This window comes from Myxococcus llanfairpwllgwyngyllgogerychwyrndrobwllllantysiliogogogochensis (genome assembly GCF_006636215.1).
GTDB classification, from domain to species: Bacteria; Myxococcota; Myxococcia; order Myxococcales; family Myxococcaceae; genus Myxococcus; species Myxococcus llanfairpwllgwyngyllgogerychwyrndrobwllllantysiliogogogochensis.
Genome location: NZ_VIFM01000179.1, coordinates 1 through 23,672, shown reverse-complemented (window position 1 = coordinate 23,672; position 23,672 = coordinate 1). Strand labels below are relative to the sequence as shown.

23 protein-coding genes are annotated in these 23,672 nt (G+C 69.7%); 4 read left to right on the top strand and 19 right to left on the bottom strand.

Translation table 11 applies throughout. The annotated features are described in order from the left end of the window. From FJV41_RS33430 to FJV41_RS33415, 4 genes are all read right to left on the bottom strand, one after another. A partial coding sequence (locus FJV41_RS33430; RefSeq protein WP_181791108.1) for a hypothetical protein occupies nt 1-661 on the bottom strand: 661 nt, incomplete at its 3' end. A gap of 238 nt (nt 662-899) precedes the next feature. After that, the gene (locus FJV41_RS33425) at nt 900-1,706 is read right to left on the bottom strand and encodes a Rieske 2Fe-2S domain-containing protein (protein WP_141646649.1); all 807 of its coding nucleotides are present in this window, start codon (nt 1,704-1,706) and stop codon (nt 900-902) included. Then, nucleotides 1,703-2,281, bottom strand: coding sequence for a YceI family protein (locus tag FJV41_RS33420; RefSeq protein ID WP_141646648.1), 579 nt, complete (start codon nt 2,279-2,281; stop codon nt 1,703-1,705). The genes FJV41_RS33425 and FJV41_RS33420 overlap by 4 nt, the downstream gene beginning before the upstream one ends. A gap of 62 nt (nt 2,282-2,343) precedes the next feature. Beyond that, nucleotides 2,344-2,997: a hypothetical protein gene (locus FJV41_RS33415; protein ID WP_246137581.1), complete on the bottom strand. Its 654-nt coding sequence runs from the start codon at nt 2,995-2,997 to the stop codon at nt 2,344-2,346. Nucleotides 2,998-3,561: 564 nt separating this feature from the next. Between FJV41_RS33415 and FJV41_RS33410 the strand changes: the two genes are divergently transcribed. Continuing rightward, complete coding sequence (locus FJV41_RS33410) at nt 3,562-5,340, top strand: sensor histidine kinase (protein ID WP_174456189.1); 1,779 nt, start codon at nt 3,562-3,564, stop codon at nt 5,338-5,340. A 5-nt stretch (nt 5,341-5,345) separates the two neighbouring features. On the opposite strand, the gene FJV41_RS33405 is transcribed toward FJV41_RS33410, so the two are convergent. From FJV41_RS33405 to FJV41_RS33395, 3 genes are all read right to left on the bottom strand, one after another. After that, the gene (locus FJV41_RS33405) at nt 5,346-5,771 is read right to left on the bottom strand and encodes a nuclear transport factor 2 family protein (RefSeq protein ID WP_141646645.1); all 426 of its coding nucleotides are present in this window, start codon (nt 5,769-5,771) and stop codon (nt 5,346-5,348) included. Nucleotides 5,772-5,903: 132 nt separating this feature from the next. Further along, a complete protein-coding gene (locus FJV41_RS52570) occupies nt 5,904-7,337 on the bottom strand; it encodes a hypothetical protein (protein WP_174489930.1) in 1,434 nt (477 codons plus the stop codon). A gap of 152 nt (nt 7,338-7,489) precedes the next feature. Further along, nucleotides 7,490-9,145, bottom strand: a complete 1,656-nt coding sequence (locus tag FJV41_RS33395) for an ATP-binding protein (protein WP_141646644.1) — start codon at nt 9,143-9,145, stop codon at nt 7,490-7,492. Between the two features lie 336 nt (nt 9,146-9,481). Between FJV41_RS33395 and FJV41_RS33390 the strand changes: the two genes are divergently transcribed. After that, a complete protein-coding gene (locus FJV41_RS33390) occupies nt 9,482-9,886 on the top strand; it encodes a hypothetical protein (RefSeq protein WP_141646643.1) in 405 nt (134 codons plus the stop codon). 65 nt (nt 9,887-9,951) lie between these two features. Beyond that, complete coding sequence (locus tag FJV41_RS33385; protein ID WP_141646642.1) at nt 9,952-10,752, top strand: acyl-CoA desaturase; 801 nt, start codon at nt 9,952-9,954, stop codon at nt 10,750-10,752. Here the strand turns inward: FJV41_RS33385 and FJV41_RS33380 are convergent. The 5 genes from FJV41_RS33380 to FJV41_RS33360 all read right to left on the bottom strand — a co-directional run bounded on the left by FJV41_RS33380 (nt 10,721) and on the right by FJV41_RS33360 (nt 15,263). After that, on the bottom strand, nt 10,721-11,698 hold the full coding sequence (locus FJV41_RS33380) for a c-type cytochrome (RefSeq protein ID WP_246137580.1): 978 nt from the start codon (nt 11,696-11,698) through the stop codon (nt 10,721-10,723). The two genes, FJV41_RS33385 and FJV41_RS33380, sit on opposite strands and share 32 nt — an antisense overlap. Before the next feature lie 20 nt (nt 11,699-11,718). Further along, entirely contained in the window at nt 11,719-12,381 is a 663-nt protein-coding gene (locus FJV41_RS33375) for a cytochrome c oxidase subunit 3 (RefSeq protein ID WP_141646640.1), read from the bottom strand. 64 nt (nt 12,382-12,445) lie between these two features. After that, nucleotides 12,446-14,191, bottom strand: coding sequence for a cytochrome c oxidase subunit I (locus tag FJV41_RS33370; RefSeq protein WP_141646639.1), 1,746 nt, complete (start codon nt 14,189-14,191; stop codon nt 12,446-12,448). Then, nucleotides 14,188-14,997, bottom strand: a complete 810-nt coding sequence (locus FJV41_RS33365) for a cytochrome c oxidase subunit II (protein ID WP_246137579.1) — start codon at nt 14,995-14,997, stop codon at nt 14,188-14,190. Before FJV41_RS33365 ends, FJV41_RS33370 begins: the two co-directional genes overlap by 4 nt. After that, on the bottom strand, nt 14,994-15,263 hold the full coding sequence (locus tag FJV41_RS33360) for a hypothetical protein (protein ID WP_141646638.1): 270 nt from the start codon (nt 15,261-15,263) through the stop codon (nt 14,994-14,996). The genes FJV41_RS33365 and FJV41_RS33360 overlap by 4 nt, the downstream gene beginning before the upstream one ends. A 562-nt stretch (nt 15,264-15,825) precedes the next feature. Here FJV41_RS33360 and FJV41_RS33355 point away from each other — a divergent pair. Continuing rightward, nucleotides 15,826-16,485: an SCO family protein gene (locus FJV41_RS33355; RefSeq protein WP_141646637.1), complete on the top strand. Its 660-nt coding sequence runs from the start codon at nt 15,826-15,828 to the stop codon at nt 16,483-16,485. Between the two features lie 1,108 nt (nt 16,486-17,593). On the opposite strand, the gene FJV41_RS33350 is transcribed toward FJV41_RS33355, so the two are convergent. The 7 genes from FJV41_RS33350 to FJV41_RS33320 form a co-directional block, all read right to left on the bottom strand. After that, the gene (locus FJV41_RS33350) at nt 17,594-18,046 is read right to left on the bottom strand and encodes a hypothetical protein (protein WP_141646636.1); all 453 of its coding nucleotides are present in this window, start codon (nt 18,044-18,046) and stop codon (nt 17,594-17,596) included. 140 nt (nt 18,047-18,186) lie between these two features. Then, nucleotides 18,187-18,663, bottom strand: a complete 477-nt coding sequence (locus tag FJV41_RS33345; protein WP_141646635.1) for a hypothetical protein — start codon at nt 18,661-18,663, stop codon at nt 18,187-18,189. A gap of 55 nt (nt 18,664-18,718) precedes the next feature. After that, a complete protein-coding gene (locus FJV41_RS33340; protein WP_141646634.1) occupies nt 18,719-19,252 on the bottom strand; it encodes an O-acetyl-ADP-ribose deacetylase in 534 nt (177 codons plus the stop codon). A 104-nt stretch (nt 19,253-19,356) separates the two neighbouring features. Next, nucleotides 19,357-19,944, bottom strand: a complete 588-nt coding sequence (locus FJV41_RS33335; RefSeq protein ID WP_141646633.1) for a Fis family transcriptional regulator — start codon at nt 19,942-19,944, stop codon at nt 19,357-19,359. A gap of 153 nt (nt 19,945-20,097) precedes the next feature. Beyond that, on the bottom strand, nt 20,098-21,447 hold the full coding sequence (locus FJV41_RS33330; RefSeq protein WP_141646632.1) for a universal stress protein: 1,350 nt from the start codon (nt 21,445-21,447) through the stop codon (nt 20,098-20,100). Nucleotides 21,448-21,600: 153 nt separating this feature from the next. Then, complete coding sequence (locus tag FJV41_RS33325; protein ID WP_141646631.1) at nt 21,601-22,017, bottom strand: type II secretion system protein GspG; 417 nt, start codon at nt 22,015-22,017, stop codon at nt 21,601-21,603. Nucleotides 22,018-22,071: 54 nt separating this feature from the next. Then, complete coding sequence (locus FJV41_RS33320; protein ID WP_141646630.1) at nt 22,072-23,529, bottom strand: adenylate/guanylate cyclase domain-containing protein; 1,458 nt, start codon at nt 23,527-23,529, stop codon at nt 22,072-22,074. Nucleotides 23,530-23,672 lie beyond the last annotated feature (143 nt).

The window sequence follows — 23,672 nt, the reverse complement described above, 5'->3', positions numbered from 1 at the left end:
GCCCCACGCCCACCGACTGCAGCGACCGCGTCCGCGAAGCCACCGCACGCGCATCCTTCTCCGTGCGGATGTCCTCGGACGGCCCATCCAGCTTCCCCTGCTCCTTCGACGCCAGGAACCACATCACCCCGCCCCCCACCGCCAACACCCCACCCACGACGGCCGGCATCCACGCCCGCTCTCGCAGCGAGGAGCCCTCCGTGGCCACCTCCGCCACCGGTGCGGCAGACACCACGGGAGCGCGCACCACCGGCTGCGGGGACTCAGGGACGTCCATCTTCAACGCGTCCGGGCGCTCACCGCGCGACGCCAGCTCCTTCAACACCTTCTGCCGCACCGCCTCGAAGCGCTTGCGCAGCTTCGGCGACACCGTCAGCGGCAGCTTCGCGTCTGGATTCAGGAAGAGGGCCGCCTGAAAGGCCGCGTCCGCCTCCTCCTGCCGCCCCTGACTCAGCTCCGCCAGCGTGACTCCCTCGTAGAGAGACACCGCCACGTCGTCCTCGGGGCCCTTCGACACCTTCTTCGCGCGAGCGATCTGCTCCAGCGCCCGCTCATACGCCAGGTCCTCGATGAGCCGGTTGATGGACAGCAGGTAGCGCCGCACGTCGGGGGAGATCTCCGCCCTCGCACGCAATGGCAACACCAGAAGCCCGAGCCACAAGCCCCACACCCAGGCCCCACTTCGCCAGGACAGCCTCGGACAAAACCGGTTGGTCGGCATGGATTCCATTTTCCCGGGAGATCCATGCTCGATTTGTCCATGGGGTACAAGAGGCCCCACTCGCTCTCGGCGCGAGCGAAAACGTCAAGGGCCTCGTGAGTCCCCACACTCGTGGAAACCCGCGAGGCCCTCCGGTGCAAACCCTCTCACCAACAGAGAGAAGGTCGCCCACCGAGCGTCACTGCACGCCCGTCACCACCACCGCGTCTGGCGTCTCCGTCACGGTGAACTTCTTCAACGGCAGCACCGCGGGGCCCTGTGTCACCTCGCCCTTCGCCGTGAAGATGGAGTTGTGGCAGAAGCAGATGAGGTCCTGCTCCGCCGGCCGCGAGGTCACCTCACAGGCTTGGTGCGTACACAGCCCGTCCACCGCGGACAGCGAGCCGTCCGCCAGCCGGAAGACGAAGATGCGCTTGCCGTAGCCGCCCGGGACACCCTCCACCACGCTGCCGTTGTCCCGCAGGGTGGGGAACTCGGCGAAAGGCAGGCGCACCTCGCCGCCCACCGCCGACGGGAAGCCATCTTCGCCGGCGCGCAGGTCGATGCTCAGCACCTGCGTCCCCGCGTTGTACCGCGAGGCGAACTTGCGCAGCCCCACCGTGGCCGGCCGCTGCGTCACCGAGCCATCCGCCGGATTGAACTTCGACAAATGGCACGGGCAGACGACCTCCCGGCCGTCGAACCCCAGCGGGCAGGCCGCGTGCGTGCAGAGCGACGACAACACGGAGTAGTCGTCCCGCGCCGCGTGCGTCACGAGCAGCGGCGTGTCCTCGCCCGCCACTCGCACGGTGATGGCCCCGCCCACGCGCTCCAGGTCCGGATAGCGCGACACCAACAGGTCCACCGTGCCCGCGTCACTGGCCGACACGTCCGTCACCGGCGCGGGGTCGATATCCGGCGCGCAGCCCGGCAGCGCCGTCGCCGCCGCACCCGCCGCGCCCGTGCCGAGGATGCCCTTCAAGAAACCTCGTCGCGACGTGCTCACTTGCTCTCCACCTCGAACACCAGCCTGGGCTCCAGCACGAGCTCGTCGTCCACCTTCACCATCAACAGCGAGGGACGCTCAATCTTGTAGGACTCCAGGCTGACGGTGAACGAGCCATCCGTCGTCACCTCCGTGGCCGACTTGAACAGCACCGTCACCGGCACCTCCACCTTCTGCTTCACCCCGTGGAAGTCGAGCTGCCCCTTGAGCGTCACCGGCACCTTCGTCGGAAACGTCGTGGGCACCGTCACCCCCGTGGCCGCTCCCTTGAACTCGACGGTGGGGTACTTGGCCACCTCCGTCACTTCCTGCATGTGGATGTCGCGGTTCTGGTTCTCCGAGTCGAAGTCCTTCACGTTGGCGACCACCATCACCTGCAGCGTGCCGTCCGCTTTCAGGTTCGCCTTGCCGGCGATGGGCTTCGCCGTGCCGACGACTTTGTGCGCCGGGTGATTGAGTCGGTACGTGAGGGTGCTGGCGTCCTTCTTCAGCGCATACGCCTTCGCCGTGCCCTGGGCCAGGGCAGGCAGGGAGACAAGCAGGGTGGTGAGCAGCGCCAGTCGTCGAACAGTCATGTCCATCTCCAGAAAATCAATGTCAGCCCACCCGATGCCCAACGGCACGCGGGCGAAAAGATTCAGAAGAACAGCGTGAAGATACCGGCCGACACCGCGCCCAGGGTGGTGAAGCCAACGACCTGGTGCGCGGTGGCGAGGTCCGTCTCCGACAGCCGTCCATACCGGTCCGTCGCCATGATGCCGAGGATGATTTGCGCCACCATCGCCGCCGTCGCGATGGACATGAAGATTTTGTGGAAGGTGATGGTGTCCCACTGGAACTCCTCCTTCTCCAGGGGCTTGGGGGCCAACAGGCCCAAGAGGCCCACGGAGGCGAAGACGACGGAGGTGCCCACGGCGAACCCGCGGTGCAGACCCAGCAGGTTGCGGTCATCACCGCCACCGCGGAACGAGTCGTTGAACTGGAGCTGGCCAAGCACCGTCGTGGTGACGAGCCCCGCGGCCAGCGCGAACCCCAGCCCCTGGTGCAGCTTGAGCATGGTGCGGCGGCGGTCGAGGCGCGCTTGCAGCTCCGGGTCCACCTTGGCCGCGCCCGCCAGCTCGTCAGGCTCCAGCAGGTCGAAGTCCAGCGAAGGGTCCTCCGCCGCGGGCTGCTGTTCGGCGGGCGCTTCCGTCTTGGGTGCGTCCTTGGGTGGCGGCGACTTCTGTTGGGCGCGAGCGGTGGTGGTGGACAGCAAGGACAGGATGACGAGGACGGCGGCGAAACGGTTCATCAGTGGGTATCCGTGAGGGCGCGTGGCAGGTGGCCGAGGCGGACGGGGCTTCAGGGTGTGCCGGGCGTCCTGCTTCCATCATGCCGACGTGACTCACGAAGAACCCGGAACCGATTGCAAAGTCGCCGCAACAGGGACCGGCCAGGGGTTTCGTGGACGCGATGCCAGAAGGCGGAGGCGACCGGAGACAGCCTGCTTGGGAGACCCGAACGAAACCTCCGTGCCAGTGATGACCCCGGAGGAGTGACTCCAAGGTCCAGGCGGGACGGTAGCGCCACACTCCGCGTAGCGGAAGCCGCTTGAGGGGCGGGGCCGTCTGTCCGACAGCCACCTTCCTCCGGGCTCGGGGTCGGAAGCCGGCGGCTGGTGTGTTCACTGGCCGCGCGGAGGACTGACTGCCGCAGGACACTCATCCCGCCGGGGCCGGAAATCCGGCCTGGGATGCGTTTCAGTGCATGGAGCTCGCGGCGTCACCTGCGCCGTCGGGCAGCGCGCATGGAGAAGCATTCGTCCATCAGCCTCCGCTTGCCACCACCCGACGAAGGACAGGGTCCGGGGGGGGATTTGCTGGCAGAAAGCCGCCGGGCCCGTGCCAGCGCCGAACTCGCGCGCGCGCGCATGCGCAGCCTCCAGTCCCTCACGCTGGCCCTCTCCGCCGCCCTCACCCCCGAGGACGTCGCCCGCGCCGTCGTCGTGGAGGCCGTGCGCACCCTGGAGGCGCAGACCGGGGGGTTGTATCTATTGAACGCGGCGGGCACGTCCCTGGAGATGGTCCACAGCGTGCGCTGCCCCCCCGCGGTGGAGGCCGCCTTCACCCACGTCCCCGTGGGAGCCCCCCACGTCCCGGTGGCCGTGGCCGTGCGAGACCGGGCCCCGCTGTGGATAACGGACCTGACCTCCATGGCCGTGCGCTTCCCGGAGGCCGCCGAGGCCGCCCGTCCCGAGAGCGGTGACGTGTCCATCGCCTGCCTTCCGCTCTTCTCCAGGGACAGGACGGTGGGCTGTCTGGCCTTCATCTGGGGTCGCGCGCACGACTTCGACACGGAGGAGCGCGCCTTCATCGACATGCTGGCGCAGCAGGCCACCATGGCCCTGGAGCGGGCCCGGCTGCTCGCGGCCGAGCGCGGTCAGGTGGAGCGCGTGGGGCTGCTCCAGCACGCCACCGCGGTGCTCGCCACCTCGTTGGACCTGGGCCACACCCTGCGCGGCGTGGCCCTGGGACTGGTGCCGACGCTGGGCGACTTCTGCATCATCGACGTGCTCGGGCCGGACCACGAGGTGCGCCGCACCTTCCACGCCGCCACGCCGGAGTGCGCGGGCCTGCTCGCCGCCAGTCGCTGGCACCCGCCCGAGCGCCCGGGCACGCCCATCTGCGCGCTCGCCAGCGGCCTTCCCGCCTTCCACCCCGACATCGACGCGGCCTGGGTGGAGGCCACCGCGTGCGGCCCCGAGCAGCTGTCCCTGCTGCGCGCCCTCTCCCCCACCTCCTGGCTGTCCGTGCCCCTGGAGACGCCCGAGGGCGTGCTGGGCGCGCTGACCCTGGGCCACTGTCTGTCCGGCCGACACCACACCGAGGAGGACCTGGCGCTCGCGGTGGAGCTGGCCCGCCGCGCCAGCGCCGCCGTGCAGAACGCGCACCTCTTCCACCAGACGCAGCAGGCGCTGCAGTTGCGCGACGAGTTCCTCGCCATCGCCAGCCACGAGCTGAACACGCCGCTGACGGCCCTCAAGCTCCAGCTCTCGCGGCTGCGGCGGATGTCCTCGGACGGGGACGTGCGCGAGCGCACCACGTCGGCCGTGCAGCAGGTGGACCGGCTGGGGCGGCTGGTGCGCGAGCTGCTGGAGGTGGCCCACCTGTCCGAGGGCCGCCTGCACCTCACGCCAGAGCCGGTGGACCTGGTGGACGTGTGCCGCGAGGTGATGGCGCGCTTCACCGAGGAGCGCGAGCGGGCGGGCGCCTCCCTCTTCCTGCACGCCTCCAACGCCGTCCCCGGGCGGTGGGACCACTCCCGCGTGGATGGAATGGTGACGCACCTGCTGTCCAACGCCCTGAAGTACGGCCTGGGACGGCCCGTGGAGGTGGAGGTGTCCTGCATCCCCGGAGACCTGGCGCGGCTGGTGGTGCGGGACAGGGGCATCGGCATTCCGGCCGAGCAGCTCGCGCACCTCTTCCAGCGTTTCGGCCGCGCGGTGCCGCTGCGGCACTACGGCGGCTTCGGCCTGGGGCTGTGGTTCTCCCGGCAGGTGGTGGAGGCTCATGGCGGGCACATCCACCTGGAGAGTTCGCCGGGGCTGGGCACCACCGTCACGGTGGAGCTGCCCCGGACGCCCGAGTCAGCCTGACGGAATCATGCCGGCGTGGTGGCGGGGACCTCCGAGCGTCGCGCGGTGCCGTGCGCCAGCTCCGTGCCCAGGGCGTGCGGGTCGTAGTACGCGTAGAAGCGGCGGATGTGCTCTCCGTCCCATTCGAGGATGGAGACGCCCTCGTAGGCCACGGCCGCGCCGTTGTGCGCGGTGCCCTGGGACTCCCATTCGAGCGCCACCCTGTCGCCGGCCTCAATCATGTTGCGGAAGGTGGACTTCACCTGACGCAGCGTGCCCTTGTACTCGCGCCAGAACTGACGCGCGCCCTCCTTGCCGGAGAAGACCCGGGACGAGGCCACGTTGCTCACGCGCGCATCGTCGCTGAAGAGCTCGATGAGGCCCTCCAGGTCGCCGCTCTCCTCCAGTCTCGACAGTGCCTCCACGAACCGCTCCGCTCGCTCCGTCGCCATCCGCTGCCTCACTCGAATTGAATGGGGGACTTCCGCAAAAAAGGGTGCGCATGCGGCGTCCGAGGTGCCCTGCTTCCAGCCTCCTCCCTTGCCCGGCGGGCGGGCGCCGGGGTGGCCGGCCGCACCTGCCGCTCACGCGCCCTGGGCACGCGTCCACTCCTCGCGGTTCCAGCCGTTACGGACATAGCGCTCGCGCTTCGACTCCGGCAGCGCGTCCCAGGACTGGCCCCGTCCCAGTTCTGGAGGCTCATCGAAGAGGCCCACGTGCTGGCGATCCACGGCCTCCTTCGCGCGCTGGGCCGTCAGCCCCTTCATGTCGAAGCCCAGCCGCACTTCCGCCTTGTTCCCCGCCTCCTCCACCTGGGCGAAGACGCCCCCTCCGAACCGCGCTTCCTTCAGGTTGAGCGTCGTGTAGCTCCCGGCGAGCTTGCCCACGCCGAGCGAGACCTTCAGCTCCCCGTCCGAGACCTGGCTCACCTTGACGAGCCCCAAATCGAGCTTCATCTCCGACTGGAATCCGCCCTTCGTGTCCTGCGTGACCTTCAGGCCCACCGGCCCGCCCTTCAGCTCCACCCCGCTCAAGCCCTTCAGGTCCACCTTGCCGCGCGAGTCGACCTGCGCCTCGCCCCCCAGCTTGAGGTTGCCCTGGGTCAGCTCCGCCTTGCCCTTCAGCGCGAGGGTGCCGCCCGTGCGCTCTCCGAGGAGCGCTCGCTGGCGGGCATTGATGGCCTGATAGACCCAGTTGGTGGAGGTCGGCGCGCCCACCGCCAGCCGCCACTGCTTCGCATACGCCTCCCTCTCGGGGTCCCTCCGGTCCAGGCCCAGCACCGAGTCGGGCAGTCGCGCGTCCCGAGGCGCCCCGAGCTTGCGCAGCTCGGGCAGGCCCGGCGCGTCCTCCACCGCCTGCGCGTAGCGCCCCAGGTACGCCGCGTGGGCCGCGTGGAACGCCCTCCCCGCCGCGACGGCGTGCTCGCTCACGGCGTGCCTGAGGGACTCCGGCAACGCGGCGTCATTGCGGAGGAACTCCGGCTTGCCCGGGTAGCCCAGGGGCCCCGACGCGGGCTCTCCCGCGAGTCGCTGGAGGACCCCCTTCGCCTCGGCCTGCTTCAGGAAGGACTCGCGGGCGCCAGGGTCCTGCTCCGTGAGGAACGTCTTCAGGAGCCCCTCACGCTCCATCCAGTCCAGCGTCGCCCGGTACGCCGCGGGCGGGAGCTGTCCGAGCAACGTGTGCACCGTCTTCACGTCGGTGTCGCTGACGGCCCAGTCCCCGAGGCCGCGCGTCAGCCGCGCCTGGAGCTCCGACGAGACGTCCGAGGGGACCTCCGCGCTGGGGGCGCGCAGCCTTCCGCCCAGGGCCGCCAGCGCTCCGGCCGACACCGTCGGGCCCGCGACTCCAGGCGACGGCTCCGCGCCTCGGGGGGACGCTCGGCTGGAAGGGCCATCGTAGGCGCTCACTTCGTTGCGCGCCTGCGCGGTCGGCGTGCGTGGGAGTGACGGCGTGGGGACCGCGTCGGCGAGGGTGTCGAGGGGAAGGGACGTGCCGCCTGAGGCGTCGATTCGGGCCATGGGGTTCTCTCCGGAAGGAACCGCCGGCTCCACTGCATCCGACACACCAACCCCGTGCTCCGAGGCGCGAGGACGCGCGCTCCTTCACCGGGCATCGCGAGCCGCGGACGCGGAATCTCCCGAGGTGGACGTCCGTGGACGGGCTGCTTGCGTCACTCCCGGGGTTGGTAGGGCGCCGAGTCGGGAGGCAACTCCATCGTGAAGGTCGTCCCGGTGGACTCCTCGCTCACGACGGTCACCTTGCCACCATGGGCCCGGGCACAGCCCCACACCAGGGTCAGCCCCAGTCCCCAACCCTTCGCGAGCCCTTCCCGAGCGGAGCGTGTCCGCGTGAAGGGTTCGAAGAGGGTCTGCTGGTCGGCGCGAGGAATCATGCGACCCTCGTTGTGGACGGAGACACACGCGCCCTGCTCGGTCCGAGCGACGATGAGGGTGATGGGTGCGTCGGACGCGCCGTACTTCACCGCGTTGCTGACCAGATTCCAGAGGGCCCGGCGCAGCTGATCCGCGCTCCAGTTGCCCCGGACCTGCTGCTCCGGCGCGACGAGCAGGAAGCGCTCGCCGTGCAGGAGGCTCAGCTCCTCGATGACGTCGCGGGCGATGACGTCCAGGTCGCACGGCGCCAGTTGGAGCGCGAGCCGCCTCCCCGCCCGGATGAGGTTCGCGTCGAGAAGGTCCCTCACCATCCGGTCCGTGCGCTCGATGTTCTGGTCGATGCGTCGTGCCAGGTCGCGCCGCTCGTCCAGCGTCTCCGGGCGCCGGATGAGGAGCTGGGCCCCCATCTTCGCCGCGGACAGCGGGCCCCTCAAGTCATGGGCCAGGACGGAGACGAAGCGCTCTCGCAGCTCACGCTCGGACTGGAGCGCCGCCACCTTCGCGCGCAGGTCCGAGTAGAGCTTCGCGTTGTCCAGATGGACCGTCAGTTGCTCTCCCAGCGACTCGAGCCGTCGTCGCTCCCGGGCCGTGAAGTCGCGGGCCTCCGCGAGGCCGACGCACATGACGCCTATCAGGGCATGATGCGTGGCCAGCCGAAGCCCGAGCAGCGCCTGGATGCCGCTCCGATGAAGGTCTTCGTCCACCTTGAGCACCGTGGCCTCGGCGTCCTCGGCGGAGGTCCCCTCGTCCCCCGTCAACCCGGGGACCTGCGCGGCGAGGGGCATGGTCTCCAGCGTGGGGACGTATCGCGCCAGGGCCTCCCGCGCGACACCCGCGGAAGCCACCATGACGAACTTGCGCTGCTCCGGCTCATTCAGCAGCAGGAGCCCTCCCTGGGCCCCCAGGCCTTCCATCACCAGCTCGAGCACCTCCACCAGACGTTCTCGCAGCGAGGCCGCATCCACTTCCAGCGCCTCGCTGGCCACGTTCTGGATGAGCCGCAGGTAACGCTTCTCCGTCTGCTCGTCGTCCCGCATGTGCTCGCTGAAGAGTTCGATGACGGCCGCCGAGGCGCCATGCAGCTCGATGAAGAGCTGCTCGACCTCCACGACATCGGGCCGCGCTTCTCGCGGAGCCGTGGACCACATCATGGAGATGCACCGCCCCAGGAGCGCGAACTCCTCGACGACCTCCGCCACGTGAAACCCCTGGCGAAGCCGCGCGGCGACATGGCTCTCCACGTGTTTGCGTCGCATCGCGGTGGCGACCCCCAGCGGCTCGCCGGTGGCGAGCGAGGCCAGGTAGGTCGGCATGATGTTCTTGAGCTCGGGTTCATCCAGCCCCCGGGCGGAAGCGGCGCGGGTCGCCTCCGCGGTCCACAGACGGACGATGGCGTCGTGGTGCTCGCGAATGATGTCCGCGACGCGCTTCATGATGAGTTCCTGTCGTCTCGGAGCACGCATGCCGCACCACCTCTCCCCTCCCAGGAGATGCGTCGGGGGACTTGCTCGGTGGGAGTGGGTGAACAGGGAGGCAGGCCGTCGGCTTCCCGCTCACCGGGGTGAGCAACACCGGGTTCTGTTCGACGTACCGTGAGCGGAGCGCACGGTGAGCGGGCGTGTGCCCTGCCCCACGAGCGAGCCCCACGACTCCAGGGCGGGCCTGGCGCGCACCACGCCTCTGCAATGCCTACCCTCAAGATATCTCCCCCCATCCCTTCAAGCTGACCTTCCCCACGACGTGCGCGGCGGGCCGCCAGAGGTTCCGCCATGCTCTCCTACAACGTCGATATTCCCTCCCGCCTCCATCATGCGTACTGGCGGCTGCCCAATGAGGTCCGCATGACAGTCGCCCTGCATCTGGTCACCCTCGCGGAGATGGCTCCGCTGACCCGCGATGCCGACGACGGTGGACCGACGCGGAGCGACATCGGCGGACTGAACGCGGGACGCCATCACCTGCTGCTCGAGGGACTGTGGTTCGCCTACAGCATCAGCCCTCAGGAGAATCTGCTGCGCCTGCTCGACTTTGGCGACGCGAGCATGACGTCTCGCACTCCCTCCGCGCACCCACCTTCCGACTGGCGACAACGGCTTCCCGCGCAGGACGTCTGGACCAACGAGGGTGGAGCCCCCCGCCCCGCTGTCTGGACACCCGTCGCCTCGGGGGAATGAAGGCGGGCGGGTCCGTTTCGGGACGGGCCTGACAGGGTGATGACATGCCCGGAAGTTGAGCCGGTATGGTCTATCTCTTCTTCGCGTCACACTGGACGCTGAGCGTGCTCTTCCAGAGCCTCTTCCAGCACCGCTACGCCGCGCATCGCATGTACACGATGCGGCCTCGCACCGAGCGCGCCCTCCACCTCTGCACCGCGCTGGTGCAGGGCTCCAGCTATCTGGACCCGCGCGCCTACGCCATCCTCCACCGCGAGCACCACGCCTACGCGGACACCGAGAAGGACCCCCACTCGCCCGCGCACCAGAAGAATCCGCTGCGGATGATGCTCCGGACGGCCCAGCGCTACGCGGGCCTGCTCACGCGGCGCATCCAGCCGGAGGCTCGCTTCCTCGGGGGCTATCCCGAGTGGCCCGCGCTGGAGAAGGTCTTCAACAGCTGGCCCGCGCGACTGGGCTTCGGCGCGCTCTACACGCTGTTCTATCGGCGCTTCGCCACGCGCCGGTGGCACTGGGCGCTCCTGCCCGCGCACTTCGTGATGGGGCCGGTGCACGGCGCCATCGTCAACTGGTGCGGACACCGCTACGGCTATCGCAACTTCGCGAGCCGGGACGCGTCACGCAACACGCTGCCCATGGACGTGGTGTGCATGGGCGAGCTGTTCCAGAACAACCACCATGCCCGGCCCGCGAGCCCTGACTTCGCCGCGCGACGCTTCGAGCTGGACCCCACATGGCAGGTGATGCGGCTGTTGTCCCGACTGAAGCTCATCCGGCTCGCGCGCGTCCCCACGGAAGATGCACACGTGGCGCCCGTGCGCCCTCGGGAACGACTCACTGAGCCGAGCTTCGCAGTCGGGTCTTGAGCTCATCGGCCGCGTCCGTGTCGCGCAGCACGACGAGCGTCTGCACGTAGTACGCGAGCGCCCACAGGTTCTCCTCGGGGATGGCGCCCTTCCACGTGGGCATCGCCGCACCCCCCACGCCCGAGGAGATGACGCGGTAGAGGTCCTCGCGCTGGCGCTCGGCCGTGTACGTGGAGCCGTCCACCGTGTCTCCCACCGGCCACACCGTGCGCAGCGGCTGGAAGAGGAAGTCTGGAGGCAGCACCTTCTCCGTCTTCGTGGGCTCGCCCTTCGCGTCCACCGCCACCGGGTGGTCCGACTCGCGGGCCAGGGCGGTGTAGGGGTCCATCTTGGACAGGTCCACGTCGCGGCCCAGCGCCTTCTTCAGCAGCGCGGCCAGCTCCGAGCGGGGGAGGTACGCGACATGGCAGCTCGAGCAGCCCGCGTTCCCCGCGCCCGAGACGTGGTAGGCGACCCGGCCTCGCTCGATGGCCTCCGCGTCTCGGCCCCGCCACGGGTCGGTCGACATGGCTAGGGGCTTGCCGGGGACTTCTTCCTTCCAGCGCGGGCTGAAGGTCTTCACGTATTGCAGCACCGCGTCCAGGTCCGCGTCGGGCACGTCCCACGCGAACATCGGCGTGCCGTGCAGGCCGCGACGCAACGTGCGCTTCAGCGCATCGTCCGTGGGCAGCTCGCCAACCGCGACGCCGCCGAACTTGAAGAGGCCCTGCCGGAAGCTGCGAGGCACGGGCCTCATCCCACGCCCCGCGGGCCCTTGTCCGTCACCGAGTTCTCCGTGACAGGACGCGCAGTAGTACGTGTAGACCGAGTGCCCGCGCGTGAGCGTCTCCGCCGGGATGACTCGGCCGTCCGCCAGCTTCAGGGGCTCGAAGCTGGGGGCACTCTTCGAGCGACAGCCCGTGAGCACGAGCGGCAACAACACCGTCAGGACGCGAAGGGTGTTCACACGGGACGTTCCGCGAGGAGTCATGGGAGGTACACCGCCACGAAGAGGAGCACCCACATCGCCGTCACGAAGTGCCAGCCCAACACGTGACGTCGCAAGGAGGCTCGCACGTCCGCGCCGCGCGTGTGGCGCCAGCAGACGAGGAAGAGATTGAAAGTCACCACGAGCACATGCAGCGCATGCAGCGCCGTGAGCCCGTGGAACGCGGATGCGGAGACTCCGCCCTCGGGGATGCGCACGTGCTCGGTCCACCAGGCCTGATGCGTCCACATCGCCTGGAGCGCGAGGAAGCCCAGCCCCAGGAGCAGGGCACCCCTCGCGGGCCACGGTGACTCGCGCCGACGGAGGCCCAGGTGGAGCACGGCGCTCCCCACGAGCAGCAGGAGCCCCGTGAGACTCAGCCCCAACAGGGACACGGGGAGCGTGGGCCACGGCTCGCGCATCCGATACCAGCCCACCGCGAAGGCGAGCGACGCGAAGAACATCGTCCACGCGGCGAGCCCCAGCACCGTGCCGAGCCACGCTGTTCCCTCCGCGTTCGCGTTCTCCGTGCGGGCGTCGCTCGCGGCAGGCAGCGGCGTCATGCCGAGAGGTTGAGACCTCGAGGGCGGAGTGGCATCGGCGCGCGTCTCCGACTCGGAGGAGCGGGGCCCGTCCACCGCCGGCTTGCGCTCCGCGCTCATGTCGCGCACCTGGGGGCTCGTGCAGGGTTCGACAGGTGCTCGGCTGGACTCCGTCCGCGCTCGCTCATGTCACACTCCTCACGGTGGACACCGTGGCCAGTGCTTCTTCACCGGCACCCTCTCGGGCCACACCTGGCAGTACCTCCGCCTGTCCAATCCAGTCGCGCCCCAGTTGCTCCAGCACCTCCGGCTGCGACAGCGCATGTGGCCCGCGCAGCACCACGGGGACTTGGGTGAAGTTGCCTTCGCCGGGCGGGCTTGATGCACACGTCCACTCGAGCGTTCCCACCTGCCATGGGTTCGCTTCCGCGGCTCGCCCTCGGCGCAACGTCCACACCAGGTTCACCACGAACACCACCTGCGCGGCGCCCAGCAGGAACGCGCACACCGTCGTCCACTGGTTCAGCGGCAACAGGTGCTTCAGGTACGTGTACTGGTACGGGTCATACAGCCGCCGCAGCTGCCCCGCGTAGCCCGCCGCGAGCTGTCCGCCGAACACGCCGAGGAACAGCACCGCGCTCGACAGCACATGCACCTTCGCGAGCCCCTCGTGCAGCGCGCGGCCGAACATCTTCGGGAACCAGAAGTAGAGACCCGCGAAGAGGCCCAGGAAGCTCGCGGCTCCCATCGTCAGGTGGAAGTGCCCCACCACCCACAGCGTTCCGTGCAGCGGCACGTCCGTGGCCACCGCGCCCAGCGCGAGCCCCGTGATTCCGCCCAGTCCGAACACCACCATCGTCGCCAGCGCTGCGAGCATCGGCGACGTCAGCCGCACGCTGCCTCGCCACAAGGTCATCAGCCAGTTGAGGAACATCACCTCCGCCGGCAGGGAGATGAGCAGCGTCAGCACCATGAACGTGCGGCCCAGCAATGGAGACATGCCACTGGTGAAGAGGTGGTGCGCATAGACGAGTCCACTCAGCGCGGACACCGTCCCCATGGCCCCCGCCGTCAGTCGATAGCCATGCGCGGGCTTGCGACTGAAGAACGCCACCAGGTCCCCCACCATGCCCCACGCGGGCAGGATGAGGATGTAGACCTCCGGATGGCCGAACAGCCAGAAGAGGTGCTGGTACACCACCGGGTCTCCACCACCGCCCACCGCCGCCGCGCCCGCGATGAAGAACTGCGTGCCCAGCAATCGGTCCATCAACAGCAATACTGTCGCAGCGGCCAGCACCGGTACGAACACCACGTTCAACACCGAGGCGAAGAACAGTCCCCACACCGTCAGGGGCAGTCGGCCCCACGTCATCCCCGGCGCTCGACACCGCGCCACCGTGACGACGAAGTTCAAGCCGTACGTGAAGGCCGAAGTCCCCGCGCACAACACCGCCACCGTCACCAGCGTCTGCCCCAATCCGGGCGTGAAGGCCGACGTCGACAGCGGTGGGTACGCCGTCCAGCCAGCACTCGCCGGCCCGAGCCGCACCGCGAACGAGGCCAGCATCAACACGCCCCCGAGCGCGTACACCCAGTAGCCCAGCGCCGAGAGTCGCGGGAAGGCGAGCCCTCGTGCACCGATGGCCAGCGGCAACACGAAGTGCCCCAGTGCGCCGAAGAGCAGCGGCGTCACCGCGAAGAAGATCATCACCAGGCCGTGCATCGTGAAGACGGCCGTGTACGTGGGAGGCGTCAACGCGCCGTGGGACTCGGGCAGTGCCCACGCGAGCCCAGGCACCGAGCGCCCCGGCCAGGCCCACTGCCAGCGGATGGCCAGCGCCAGCAGTCCTCCGAGCAACAGGAAGCCCAGCCCGCTCCACAGGTAGCGCCGCGCCACGGCCTTGTGGTCGAGAGAGAGGAGACTCACGGCGCCTTCCACTCCCAGCCCCAGTGGGCCGCGCTGTCATCCACGTCGTACGCCTGCACGGCCTGCCTTCCCGCTTCGCGCAGCCATGCGGCATAGGCCTCCGCGGACAGGGCTCGCAGCTCGCCGCGCATGCGGTAGTGACTGGTGCCGCAGTGCTGATAGCAGGCCACTTCCCAGGCACCCTCGCGCGCGGCACGGAACCAAGTCTGATTCACGCGCCCCGGAATCGCATCCAGCTTCACCCGGAAGTTCGGCAGAGAGAAGCCGTGCACCACATCCGTGGAGACCAGCTGCACCCAGACAGGGACTCCCGCTGGCACGCGCAGGTCATTCCACGTCACCACGTCGTCCGGTGTGTTGAAGCGGCCATCTTCGCCCGCGTAGCGCGCCTCCCAGGACCACTGGTGGGCGTTGATTTCAATCCGCACAGTGCGCGGGTCCTTCGCGGGGACGTCGAGGTTCCACAGCACGTCCCGCAGATAGCCCTCCGAGCCCACCAGCAGCGCTCCGTCCACCACCAGGAACGTGCTCAGCGCCAGGCCGAGCACCCACGCGCGGGAGCGCTTCGTGCCTCCGTCCGAGGCTGCTCGCTTCGAGCCTCGGAAGCGCCACACCGCCACCACCATCCACCCGAGCGCGAGGGCGGCCATGCCCGCCTCGAAGCGATGACTCCAACCCAGCAGCGCGTCGATGCGATGCCCGTCGACACTCGCGTCCTCGGGGAGCGCCAGCGTCCTCGCGCTCGTGCTCGTGCTCGTGGGCGTGTCCGACGATGGCTGGGATTTCTCCTCGACAGACGTGCTCACGCGCCATCCTCCCGGCCCGCGCGCCGCACCGCCCACAACCCCACGCCCACCACCAGGAAGGGCGTGAGCATCAACCCCACGACCAGGAGCGCGGAGCGCACCGCGGACTCGGGCTCGCGCAGGGAGCACGTCGCACAGGCGAGCACGTCCAGGGGCATGAGGGCCAGGAGGAGCCCGGCGAGCGACAAGGTCCCGCGCATTGTTCCCGCTGGGAAGCGGAACACGGTGCCTGGCGCCTGGATGGGAAGTTCGACTGATTCGCTCACGCGCATCGCTCGCGATGAAAGAATGGATGCGCCTCGTCGTCGCGAGCTGGGGCTCTGTACGGAAATCGCCGCGGCTGCTCCGACTGGATACATGCGCGCTCGAAGCTCTCGACTCGGAAGGAGGGACACGGCGGCGTCGAGTAGCTTGCTCCCACGCAGCCCTCGCTCCGAAACGTGGGAGGCGGCGCCATCGAGTGACATGCGCCCATCCGCCCCTCGCTCCGAAACGTGGGAGGCGGCGCCATCGAGTGACATGCGCCCATCCATTTCTCGCTCAGGATGGCAGGACACGGCGGCGTCGAGTGCCATGCGCCCCGTCATCCCTCGCCCCGGAAGGTGGGACGCGGCTCGTCGACTCGGAGTGGAGCGCTCTCGCCAGTCATCACCGCTCTCCCGGCTAGCACGCGGACCCTGAGGCCTCAAGCCACGGCCCCGTCCGCATTCGCCGGGCCCGCCTGCCCTCGGGGCGGCCTGCTGCCGGCTACACCTCGCGAGTAGGCAGGTTGACCCCTGGCCCTCCGACGCGCTTGTGCCCTCCCAGTCCTTTCGTTAGGTGCGGGCCATGTCCGCCGACTCCCCTCTCGCGCTCCCCCCGGCCCGTCTCACGCAACGCCCCGGCTTCTGGGCCGGTCTCGCCGTTGTCGCCCTGGGACTCGCCTCGGTCGCCGCCGTCAACCTGATGCGCGCGGGCAACGAACCCCTGCCCCAGCTGGGCGCCCTGCCGGACTTCACCTTCACCCGCCAGGACGGCAAGCCCTTCGGCAACACCCAGCTCAAGGGCCACCCCTTCATCGCCAACTTCATCTTCACCCGCTGCCCCACCGTGTGCCCGGCCTTCACCCGGAAGATGGCCCAGGTGCAGACGAGCACCGACTCCTTCGGCCCGAACCTCCAGCTCGTCTCCTTCTCCGTCGACCCGAAGTACGACACGCCCGAGCGCCTCGCCGAATACGGCCAACTCCATGGCGCCAACTTCGCCCGCTGGAGCTTCCTCACCGGCGACTACGACGTGCTCAAGGACACCATCGTCCAGGGCTTCAAGGTCAGCATGGGCCGTGAGGCCGGCGCCGCCGAGGACGACCTGCTCTCCATCTTCCACGGTACGCACTTCGTCCTCGTCGACTCGCGCGGAGAGATTCGCGGCTACTACGACAGCGCCGACAGCGACTCGACCGACCGGCTCCTGCGCGACGTGAAGCGCCTCGCCCGCGAAGAGGGCTGACCCGCACCGAAACCCGGGCCGGGATGATCCACAGGGCGCGCCACACCCCTTCCCGGGAACTTCTCGCGGCAGCGCCACACCGCTTCGCATGGGCGTGATCCACCGCCTTAGAAGCCGAGAAAAAAGCCCTCAAAAATCCATACTGCCAGTATGGATTTCGCCTCAGGGGCGAGGATCACAACTGGGTATCCATTCACCCAGGTTTGGTGCCCGACCACGCGAACTGAGGGACTGCTTCGCCGTAACGAGGAGCATCCACTGAGCCTGGCTCGCTCCAAGCGGCTGAAATGCGGGCTCCTTCTCCGAAGGGAAGAGCCGCGCAGAGGCGGACTCACTCCATCGTCGCCAGAACTGGCCCGAACCTTCCAGAACGGAAGCCCGTCCCAGGCAGGGCCTGTTGAAGCCCTGGCCCTGTGAGAAGCCAGGCCTCAGCCCCCCTCACCTGTCGCTCCGACGAGAACCACCGCTCCAGCCACAAGTGCCTGGGCAAGCCGAAGGGCCAACCCCGCTCTCGCGGAAGACCAGCCCCGATGCCCATTCATCCTGGCTGGTAGGGGGCCCAACCTCCCGTGCAAAGCCAAAGGGCCACCCCCGCCTTCACGGAAGACCGGCCCTCCGTGCCCACCTCGTCGCTTGGGGACACGAGTCCTCCCGTCCCCCGCAAAGCCGAAGGGCCGGCCCCGCTCTCACGGAAGGCCAGCCCTCGGTGCTCATTCATCTCGCCAGGGGACACCCAACCTCCCGTCCCCCGCAAAGCCGGAGGGCCGGCCCCGCTCTCACGGAAGGCCAGCCCTCATCGCTCATCCCCCTCGTCGGGGGACACCCATCCTCCCGTCCCCCACAAAGCCGAAGGGCCGGCCCCGCTCTCACGGAAGGCCAGCCCTCAATGCTCATCGCTCATCCCCCTCGCCGGGGGACACCCAGCCTCCCGTACCCGCAAAAGCCGAAGGGCCGACCCCGCTCTCACGGAAGGCCAGCCCTCGGTGCTCATCCCTCTCGCCGGGGGACACCCAGCCTCCCGTACCCCGCAAAGCCGAAGGGCCGGCCCCGCTCTCGCGGAGGACCGGCCCTCGGGCTTGCCACATCTTCGCGCCAGGGGCGCGAGGCCTTACTCGATGAAGGAGGCGTGGCGCTGCGCGATGATGTTCTGCACGTTCTGCTGGCCGAGGACGTTGTCCGTCCACGCGCCCACCTTCTCGGCGCCAGCGCGAACCTGCTCGGCGACCTTGGTCACGTCCTCGATCTTCGAGGTGGCCTTCGCCAGCGCGCCGATGCCGCCGATGGGGCCCTCGCCGACCAGCGACGTCACGCCCTGCTTCAGCAGGCCGTCCACCACCGGGGCCAGGAACTTGCCCACGTAGGGGATCTTGTTGATCTGCTCGCTGATCTTGTTGGTGATGGGCTCGATGATTTCCGAGGCCGGCTTCTTCAGGAAGCCCAGCAGCTTCTCACCAAACTTCGCGATGCCACCGGCGAGGCCGCCGACCTTCTCCGCCGCGCTGCCAATGCCCTTGAGGACGTCCTTGAACAGCTTCGCGGGATTCAGATTGAACAGGCCCATGGTGACACCTCAGAGTTCGCGGGGGACGCGGAAGTTTGGGAGAGAGAAGACTCACAGTGATTCTCGACAGAGCGGCTGAATAGTTTCCGCCAGAATTTCCGTCGGATTTTCTTCCGCTTTCCAGCCCAGGGGGCCGGACCTCAGGCCCGGCCGCCACCGCCCCGCTTGATCTGATCCAACATCGCCTGCCGCGCCGCGGCGTCCTGGGTCCCCGTGGAGGGGGCCGACGGCGTCGACGGCGGCAACGGAGCGTCCGGCGCGCCCAGCGAGGGCTTCCCGCCCGCGGCCTTCTGCTCGAACTTGGAGTTGTCGAAGTCCGGAGCCGACCCGGGCAGCTCCCCCTTCATCCCTCGGATGAGGAGGTCCGCGGCCTCGTCGGACGTCAGCGGGGTGATGCCGTTCTTCTTCAGCTCCTCGTCGGGGACGATGTTCAGCTCCGGGTCGAGGTCCTTGTCCTGCGCGTACTTGAGGACCAGCTCCACGTAGTCCTCGAGCTTCATGTTCACGGCCGCGGCGATCTTCTTGGTGTCCGCGTCGCTCATCAGCTCGGCGCGAACCACCTCGATGGGCCGCTTGAGCCCGCGCTTGGGCTTGGGGGAAGCATTCTCCTGAGACATGTGATGCTCCGACGAAGAAAGGACGTGGGCGAAACTCTAGCCCAGTTTTCCTCGTTCACACATTCTCGCCCCCCGGGGCCCCCTGGAGCCCCTCGAGCGCGCGCTGATACGTCTCCAGGTCCGCCTCCGAGAAGAGCACCACTGTCACCTTCTCAAGATGTGACAGTCGGGCCAGGGCGGCCTGGATTTCCCGGAGGGCCAAGGGTGAGGCCTTCTCGATGGGAAAGCCGTAGATGCCCGTGGAGATGGAGGGGAAGGCCACCGAGCGCAGCCCCAGCTCCGACACCCGGGCGAAGACGCTCTTGTAGCACCGGGCCAGCGTGGCCTCTTCGCCATGGGTGCCGCCGCGCCAGACAGGGCCGACGGTGTGGATGACGTGTCGGGCGGGCAGGCGGTAGCCCCGCGTCACCTTCGCCTGTCCGGTGGGGCAGCCGTGCAGGAGCCGGCACTCGGCCACCAGCTCCGGACCGGCCGCGCGGTGGATGGCGCCATCCACGCCGCCGCCGCCCAACAGCGAGCTGTTGGCCGCGTTGACGATGGCGTCCGCGTCGACTCGGGTGATGTCTCCTCGGATGAGCTCCAGCGACATGGGGTCTCCTCGCGTCTTCGAGTGGGCCGGGCGCCGACGGGCCCTCGCGCCTCGACTGACGGCGCGAGGGGAGTGAGTCCCCCCGCGCGTGGAGGTCGCGCCCTTCAGCGAGGCGACAGGTTGCGGGACGCCGGCTTGCGCGAGCTGGAGACCGGCTTGCGCGCCTTGGGGAGCGTGCGAGTCACCGAGCCGGGGCGACGGGCCTCCGCGGCCTCGCGCTCCGACTCCGCGACGGCCTTCGCGGCGGCGGCCTTCAGCGCGAGCTGCTCCGACTGGAGCGCCCAGCGCCGCCGCAGCAGCTCCCGCATGCCGTCCTTCTGCAGGTCCACCTGCGCCTGGTGCAGGCGGTAGTGGAGATCCTCCCGCAGCGTGCCTCGAGAGAGCGCCGCGTCCGCCGCGCCCGACACCCCCACCACGACCTTGGGCCGCTCCTCCTGCATCTGCAGGCAGCGCAGGATGAGCCCCTGCGCGTCGCGCCCGAGCTTGGCGGCATCGGGGATGAACAACACGCCGTTGCGCTGGCGAAGCGCCGCGGCCAGGTCCGTGGCCTGTCGCACCTCCACGAGCTCCACGTCGAAGTTGCGCGCGGCCTCCTGGGCCCAGCTGCGGCGCTCCTCCTCCGTGCCGCCATGGATGATGAGCGAGGCACGATTGCAGACGAGCTCTTCTTCTCGGTAACCACTGAGCGTCACCGGCAAACCCCCTGCTGTGATGCGTGGTGCGGGGATTCTAGCGCCCCATCGGGTCTCCCGTTCAACGGGCCACGTGTCCTGACAGGTGGGGCTCGAAGCGACCCACCTGAAAACCCTTTCATGTGTACCTGAGTGACTGCTGTCTCAAACGTGTCACGTGCCGGGCACCACCATGACGGGCCGGCGGCAGCGCGCCACCAGCTCCCGAGCCACCGCGCCGGGCAGCGCGTCCGGCTCCCGCGAGGGCTCCCCCGACGTCCCCAGGCAGACCAGGTCCACGCCCTCGCGCTCGGTGGCCTGGCAGATGGCCTGCGCGATGTCCTCGCCCGTCACGCCCTCCACGCTCCAGCGCAGCGCCTGGGCGCCCTCGTCGCGAGGCACCAGCTCCCACAGCCGTCGCAGCATCACCTCGCGCTCGCGAGGAGGCTCCGGCAGCACGCCGTAGTGGTCCATGAAGCCCCCCGTCTCGCCCAGGCGCTTGCGGTGCACGTGCAGCAGGTGCACCCGGCCACCCGGCCCCACCAGGGAGCGGGCCTGGGCGATGGCGCGCTCGGACGCGTCGGAGAAGTCCACCGGCACCAGCACGCTGCGCGGCGGCAGCGCATGCCGGGGCTCGCGCAGCACGTCCGGCACGCACACCACGGCCTGCTCCGCGTTGCGCAGCACCCCGGCCGACACCGAGCCGTGCCACAGCCGCTTCACCGCCCCCCGCGCGCGCATGCCCACCACGACAAGGTCCGCGCCGCGAGAGAGCGCCACGTGCAGCAGGTGGTCCGCCGGCCTGCCGAAGCCCGGCTCCAGCACCACCTCCACGCCGCCCTCTCCCAGCAAGTCCCCCACCTGCTCACGCACCTCGCGCAGCAGCACCGTCTCCACCGCCGGGTCCAACGCCTCCATGTCCCGCGCCCGGGGCTCCAGCAGGTCCACGTGGACGGGGGTGTGGATGCCCAGCCGGTCGCGCTCCTCCAGCGGCGAGCACACGTAGGTGGCCAGCACGTCGCACGGCCCCACCCGGCGCAGCTCGCGCAGGAAGGCCACGGCGGCGTCGGCGGTGGGGGACAGCGGATCCACGCCCACCACGACAAGCAGGCGCCGCCGGCCTCGCAGCCAGTCCACCAGCGCGTCCTCGCGGCGCACCGACAGCACCGGGCCGCAGCCATGGCGCGCCAGCCGCTCCGGCAGCGACGCCCGCCGCCAGGCCGACGTGCGCCAGCCCTCCGCCGCGGCCACCACCCAGCGCGAGTGGCGGCACTCCTCGTCCGCGAGCACCGCGTCCGTGTCCGAGCGCACCCGGCAACTCACCCGGCCCGGGGGGAGCTCCAATCGCTCCGCCTGCGCCTCCAGGTGCCGCTGGGCCTCCAGGCGCGTGGCCTCCGTCAGCGGCTCGCCGTCGATGACGCCCACGAGCAGGAGCGGCTCTCCCAGCCGGGCCGCCAGGGCCGCGGCGACCTCCACTTCCCGGGACTCCCGCGCCATCAGCGGGCTCGCACAGACGATGGCCATGGCCGCCCTCCTCGCGGGGATGGCCTGGACGTCCATCCCCTCCAGGACAGATGCGCACGACGCCGCCAGGCGGGGGGCCCCTCCGTCATGACAGCCCGCCCGGAGGCCCACCGGTCGCCGGGCCCGAAGGCACACGGCCGCACGTCAGGACGGCTACTTCACCGGCTCCGGCCGGGGGTGTCCGTCGTGGTTGGTGTGGTCCTGCTCCTCGCGGCTGCCGCCCCGGTCGTCGCTCTTGCCGAACGTCGCGATGAACACCTGGGTGCCGTTGCTGGTGTACCGGTAGTGCCGACCCCACGGGTCCAGCGGCAGCGCGGGCAGGTACTTGGGCACCAGCAGGGGCTCCAGGTCCGCTTCTTCCGGCAGCTCGTTGCCGTCCGCGTGGAAGCGCGACAGCGCGTCCTCCAGCACGCCGATGTCCTGGTGGATCCGCTCCGCGTACACCGCCTTCGAGCGCGTCAGCGCCCCCACCAGCACCGCGCAGATGAGGGCGAGGGCGAACACCAGCCCCACCCACAGCACGGGTGAGCGACGGGAGGGCGGAGGGCGGTCGTCAGCGGACGGATTCATGCCCCCCACCCTACCGCCAGAGGGGGCCTGGGGTGCGGAAGACTTCACGCGGGCCTAAAGCGCGCGGAATAGCGGCACCGGCTGCTGCTTACCCTTCAGGCGGACAGGGGGCAGGTCCTCGAAGGCCGTCTCGTTGGCGTCCACCAGCTCCCGGGTGCGCTCGCCCACGAGGATTTCCCCGGGGCCCGCCAGCGCGCACAGCCGCGCGGCCACATTCACCGCGTCGCCGATGCAGGTGTACTCGGAGCGCACGGTACTGCCGATGTTGCCGGCGACGACGACGCCCGAGTTGATGCCCACGCCCAGCTCCAGCACCAGCGGGTGGCCCTCGCGGCCGTTGGCGGCCCACTCGGCCTCCGCCTCCACGCGCAGGTCCGTCATCGCGTCCATCATCATCTTCGCGCACTGGAGCGCGCGCAGCGCATCGTCCGTGCGCGCCACCGGGGCGCCGAACACCGCCATCAGCCCGTCGCCGAGAAACTTGTCCAGCGTGCCCCCGCAGGTGAGCACCGCGTCGGACAGCCGGCCCAGCACCTGGTTGAGCACGCCGACGACCTGCTCGGGAGGGAGGCTCTCCGCCAGCCCGGTGAAGTTGCGGATGTCCGCGAACAACACCGTCACTTCGCGCTTCTCGCCGGTGAGCACCACCGCGTCCGCGCTCTTGAGGATTTCGTCCACCACCGCCGCGGACGTGTAGCGGGCGAACAGCTTGCGCATCCGCTCCGTCTCACCGGTGCGGCGCACCACGCTCTCGATTCGCGCCGCCAGCTCATCCATGGACGCGGACTTGTTGACGTAGTCGTCCGCGCCCGCGCGCAGGCCGCGCACGCGCTCCGCCTCGCGGTCATTCGCGGTGAGGATGATGACGGGCAGGCCCCGCGTGGGGCCCTCCTTGAGTCGGCGGCACAGCTCCACGCCATCCAGACCGGGCATCTCCAAATCGCTCAGGACGATGGCGGGCTGAAGCCGGCTCATGCCCTCCAGCCCCTCGAACGGGTCCTGGAAGCAGAGGACCTCGTAGCCCAGGGCGACCAGGCCCTCCTGCACGAAGGCACACGCCAGCGGGCTGTCGTCCACGACGACGACGCGGCGGCGCCCGTCGATGAAGGGCCGCGGATTCTCCTGCCGGCCCGCGATGCGGTTCTGCAAGCCGAGCGCCTCGTAGATTTGCTTGTACGTGCAGTGCCCCAGCTCCACGAGGATTTCGCCCAGCTTGCGCCCGTCGCGGCGCTGACGGGCGAGCGCTTCCTCGAGCTGCGCGAGCGTCACGTACTTGAGCCCCACCAGCAGCTCGCCCAGGGCGGGCTGCGAGGGCCCCTTGTCGTGGTGCAGACCCAACGCCTCTCCCAGCGCGTCCTGAATCTGCTCCCGGGTGACGTAGCCGAGGGAGATGAGCGCCTCGCCCACGCGCTGGCCAGTGAGCGCCTGGAGGGCCAGGGCTTCCTGCACCTGCACGGGCGTGACGATACCCAGCTTGAGCAGCAGGTCACCAAAGAGGGGGGATGCGCTCATGGGGGCCACCTCGGCGTCCGGTGGAGCCTTGGACGCGGCCGACAGCGTATCCCACCTCCCGACGCTCCGGGAGGACTCCACCCCGGGGATGAGCCGAGGCGCCCGAGACCCGCCCACCTCACCGCCGGGGGGCGGGCCGGGCG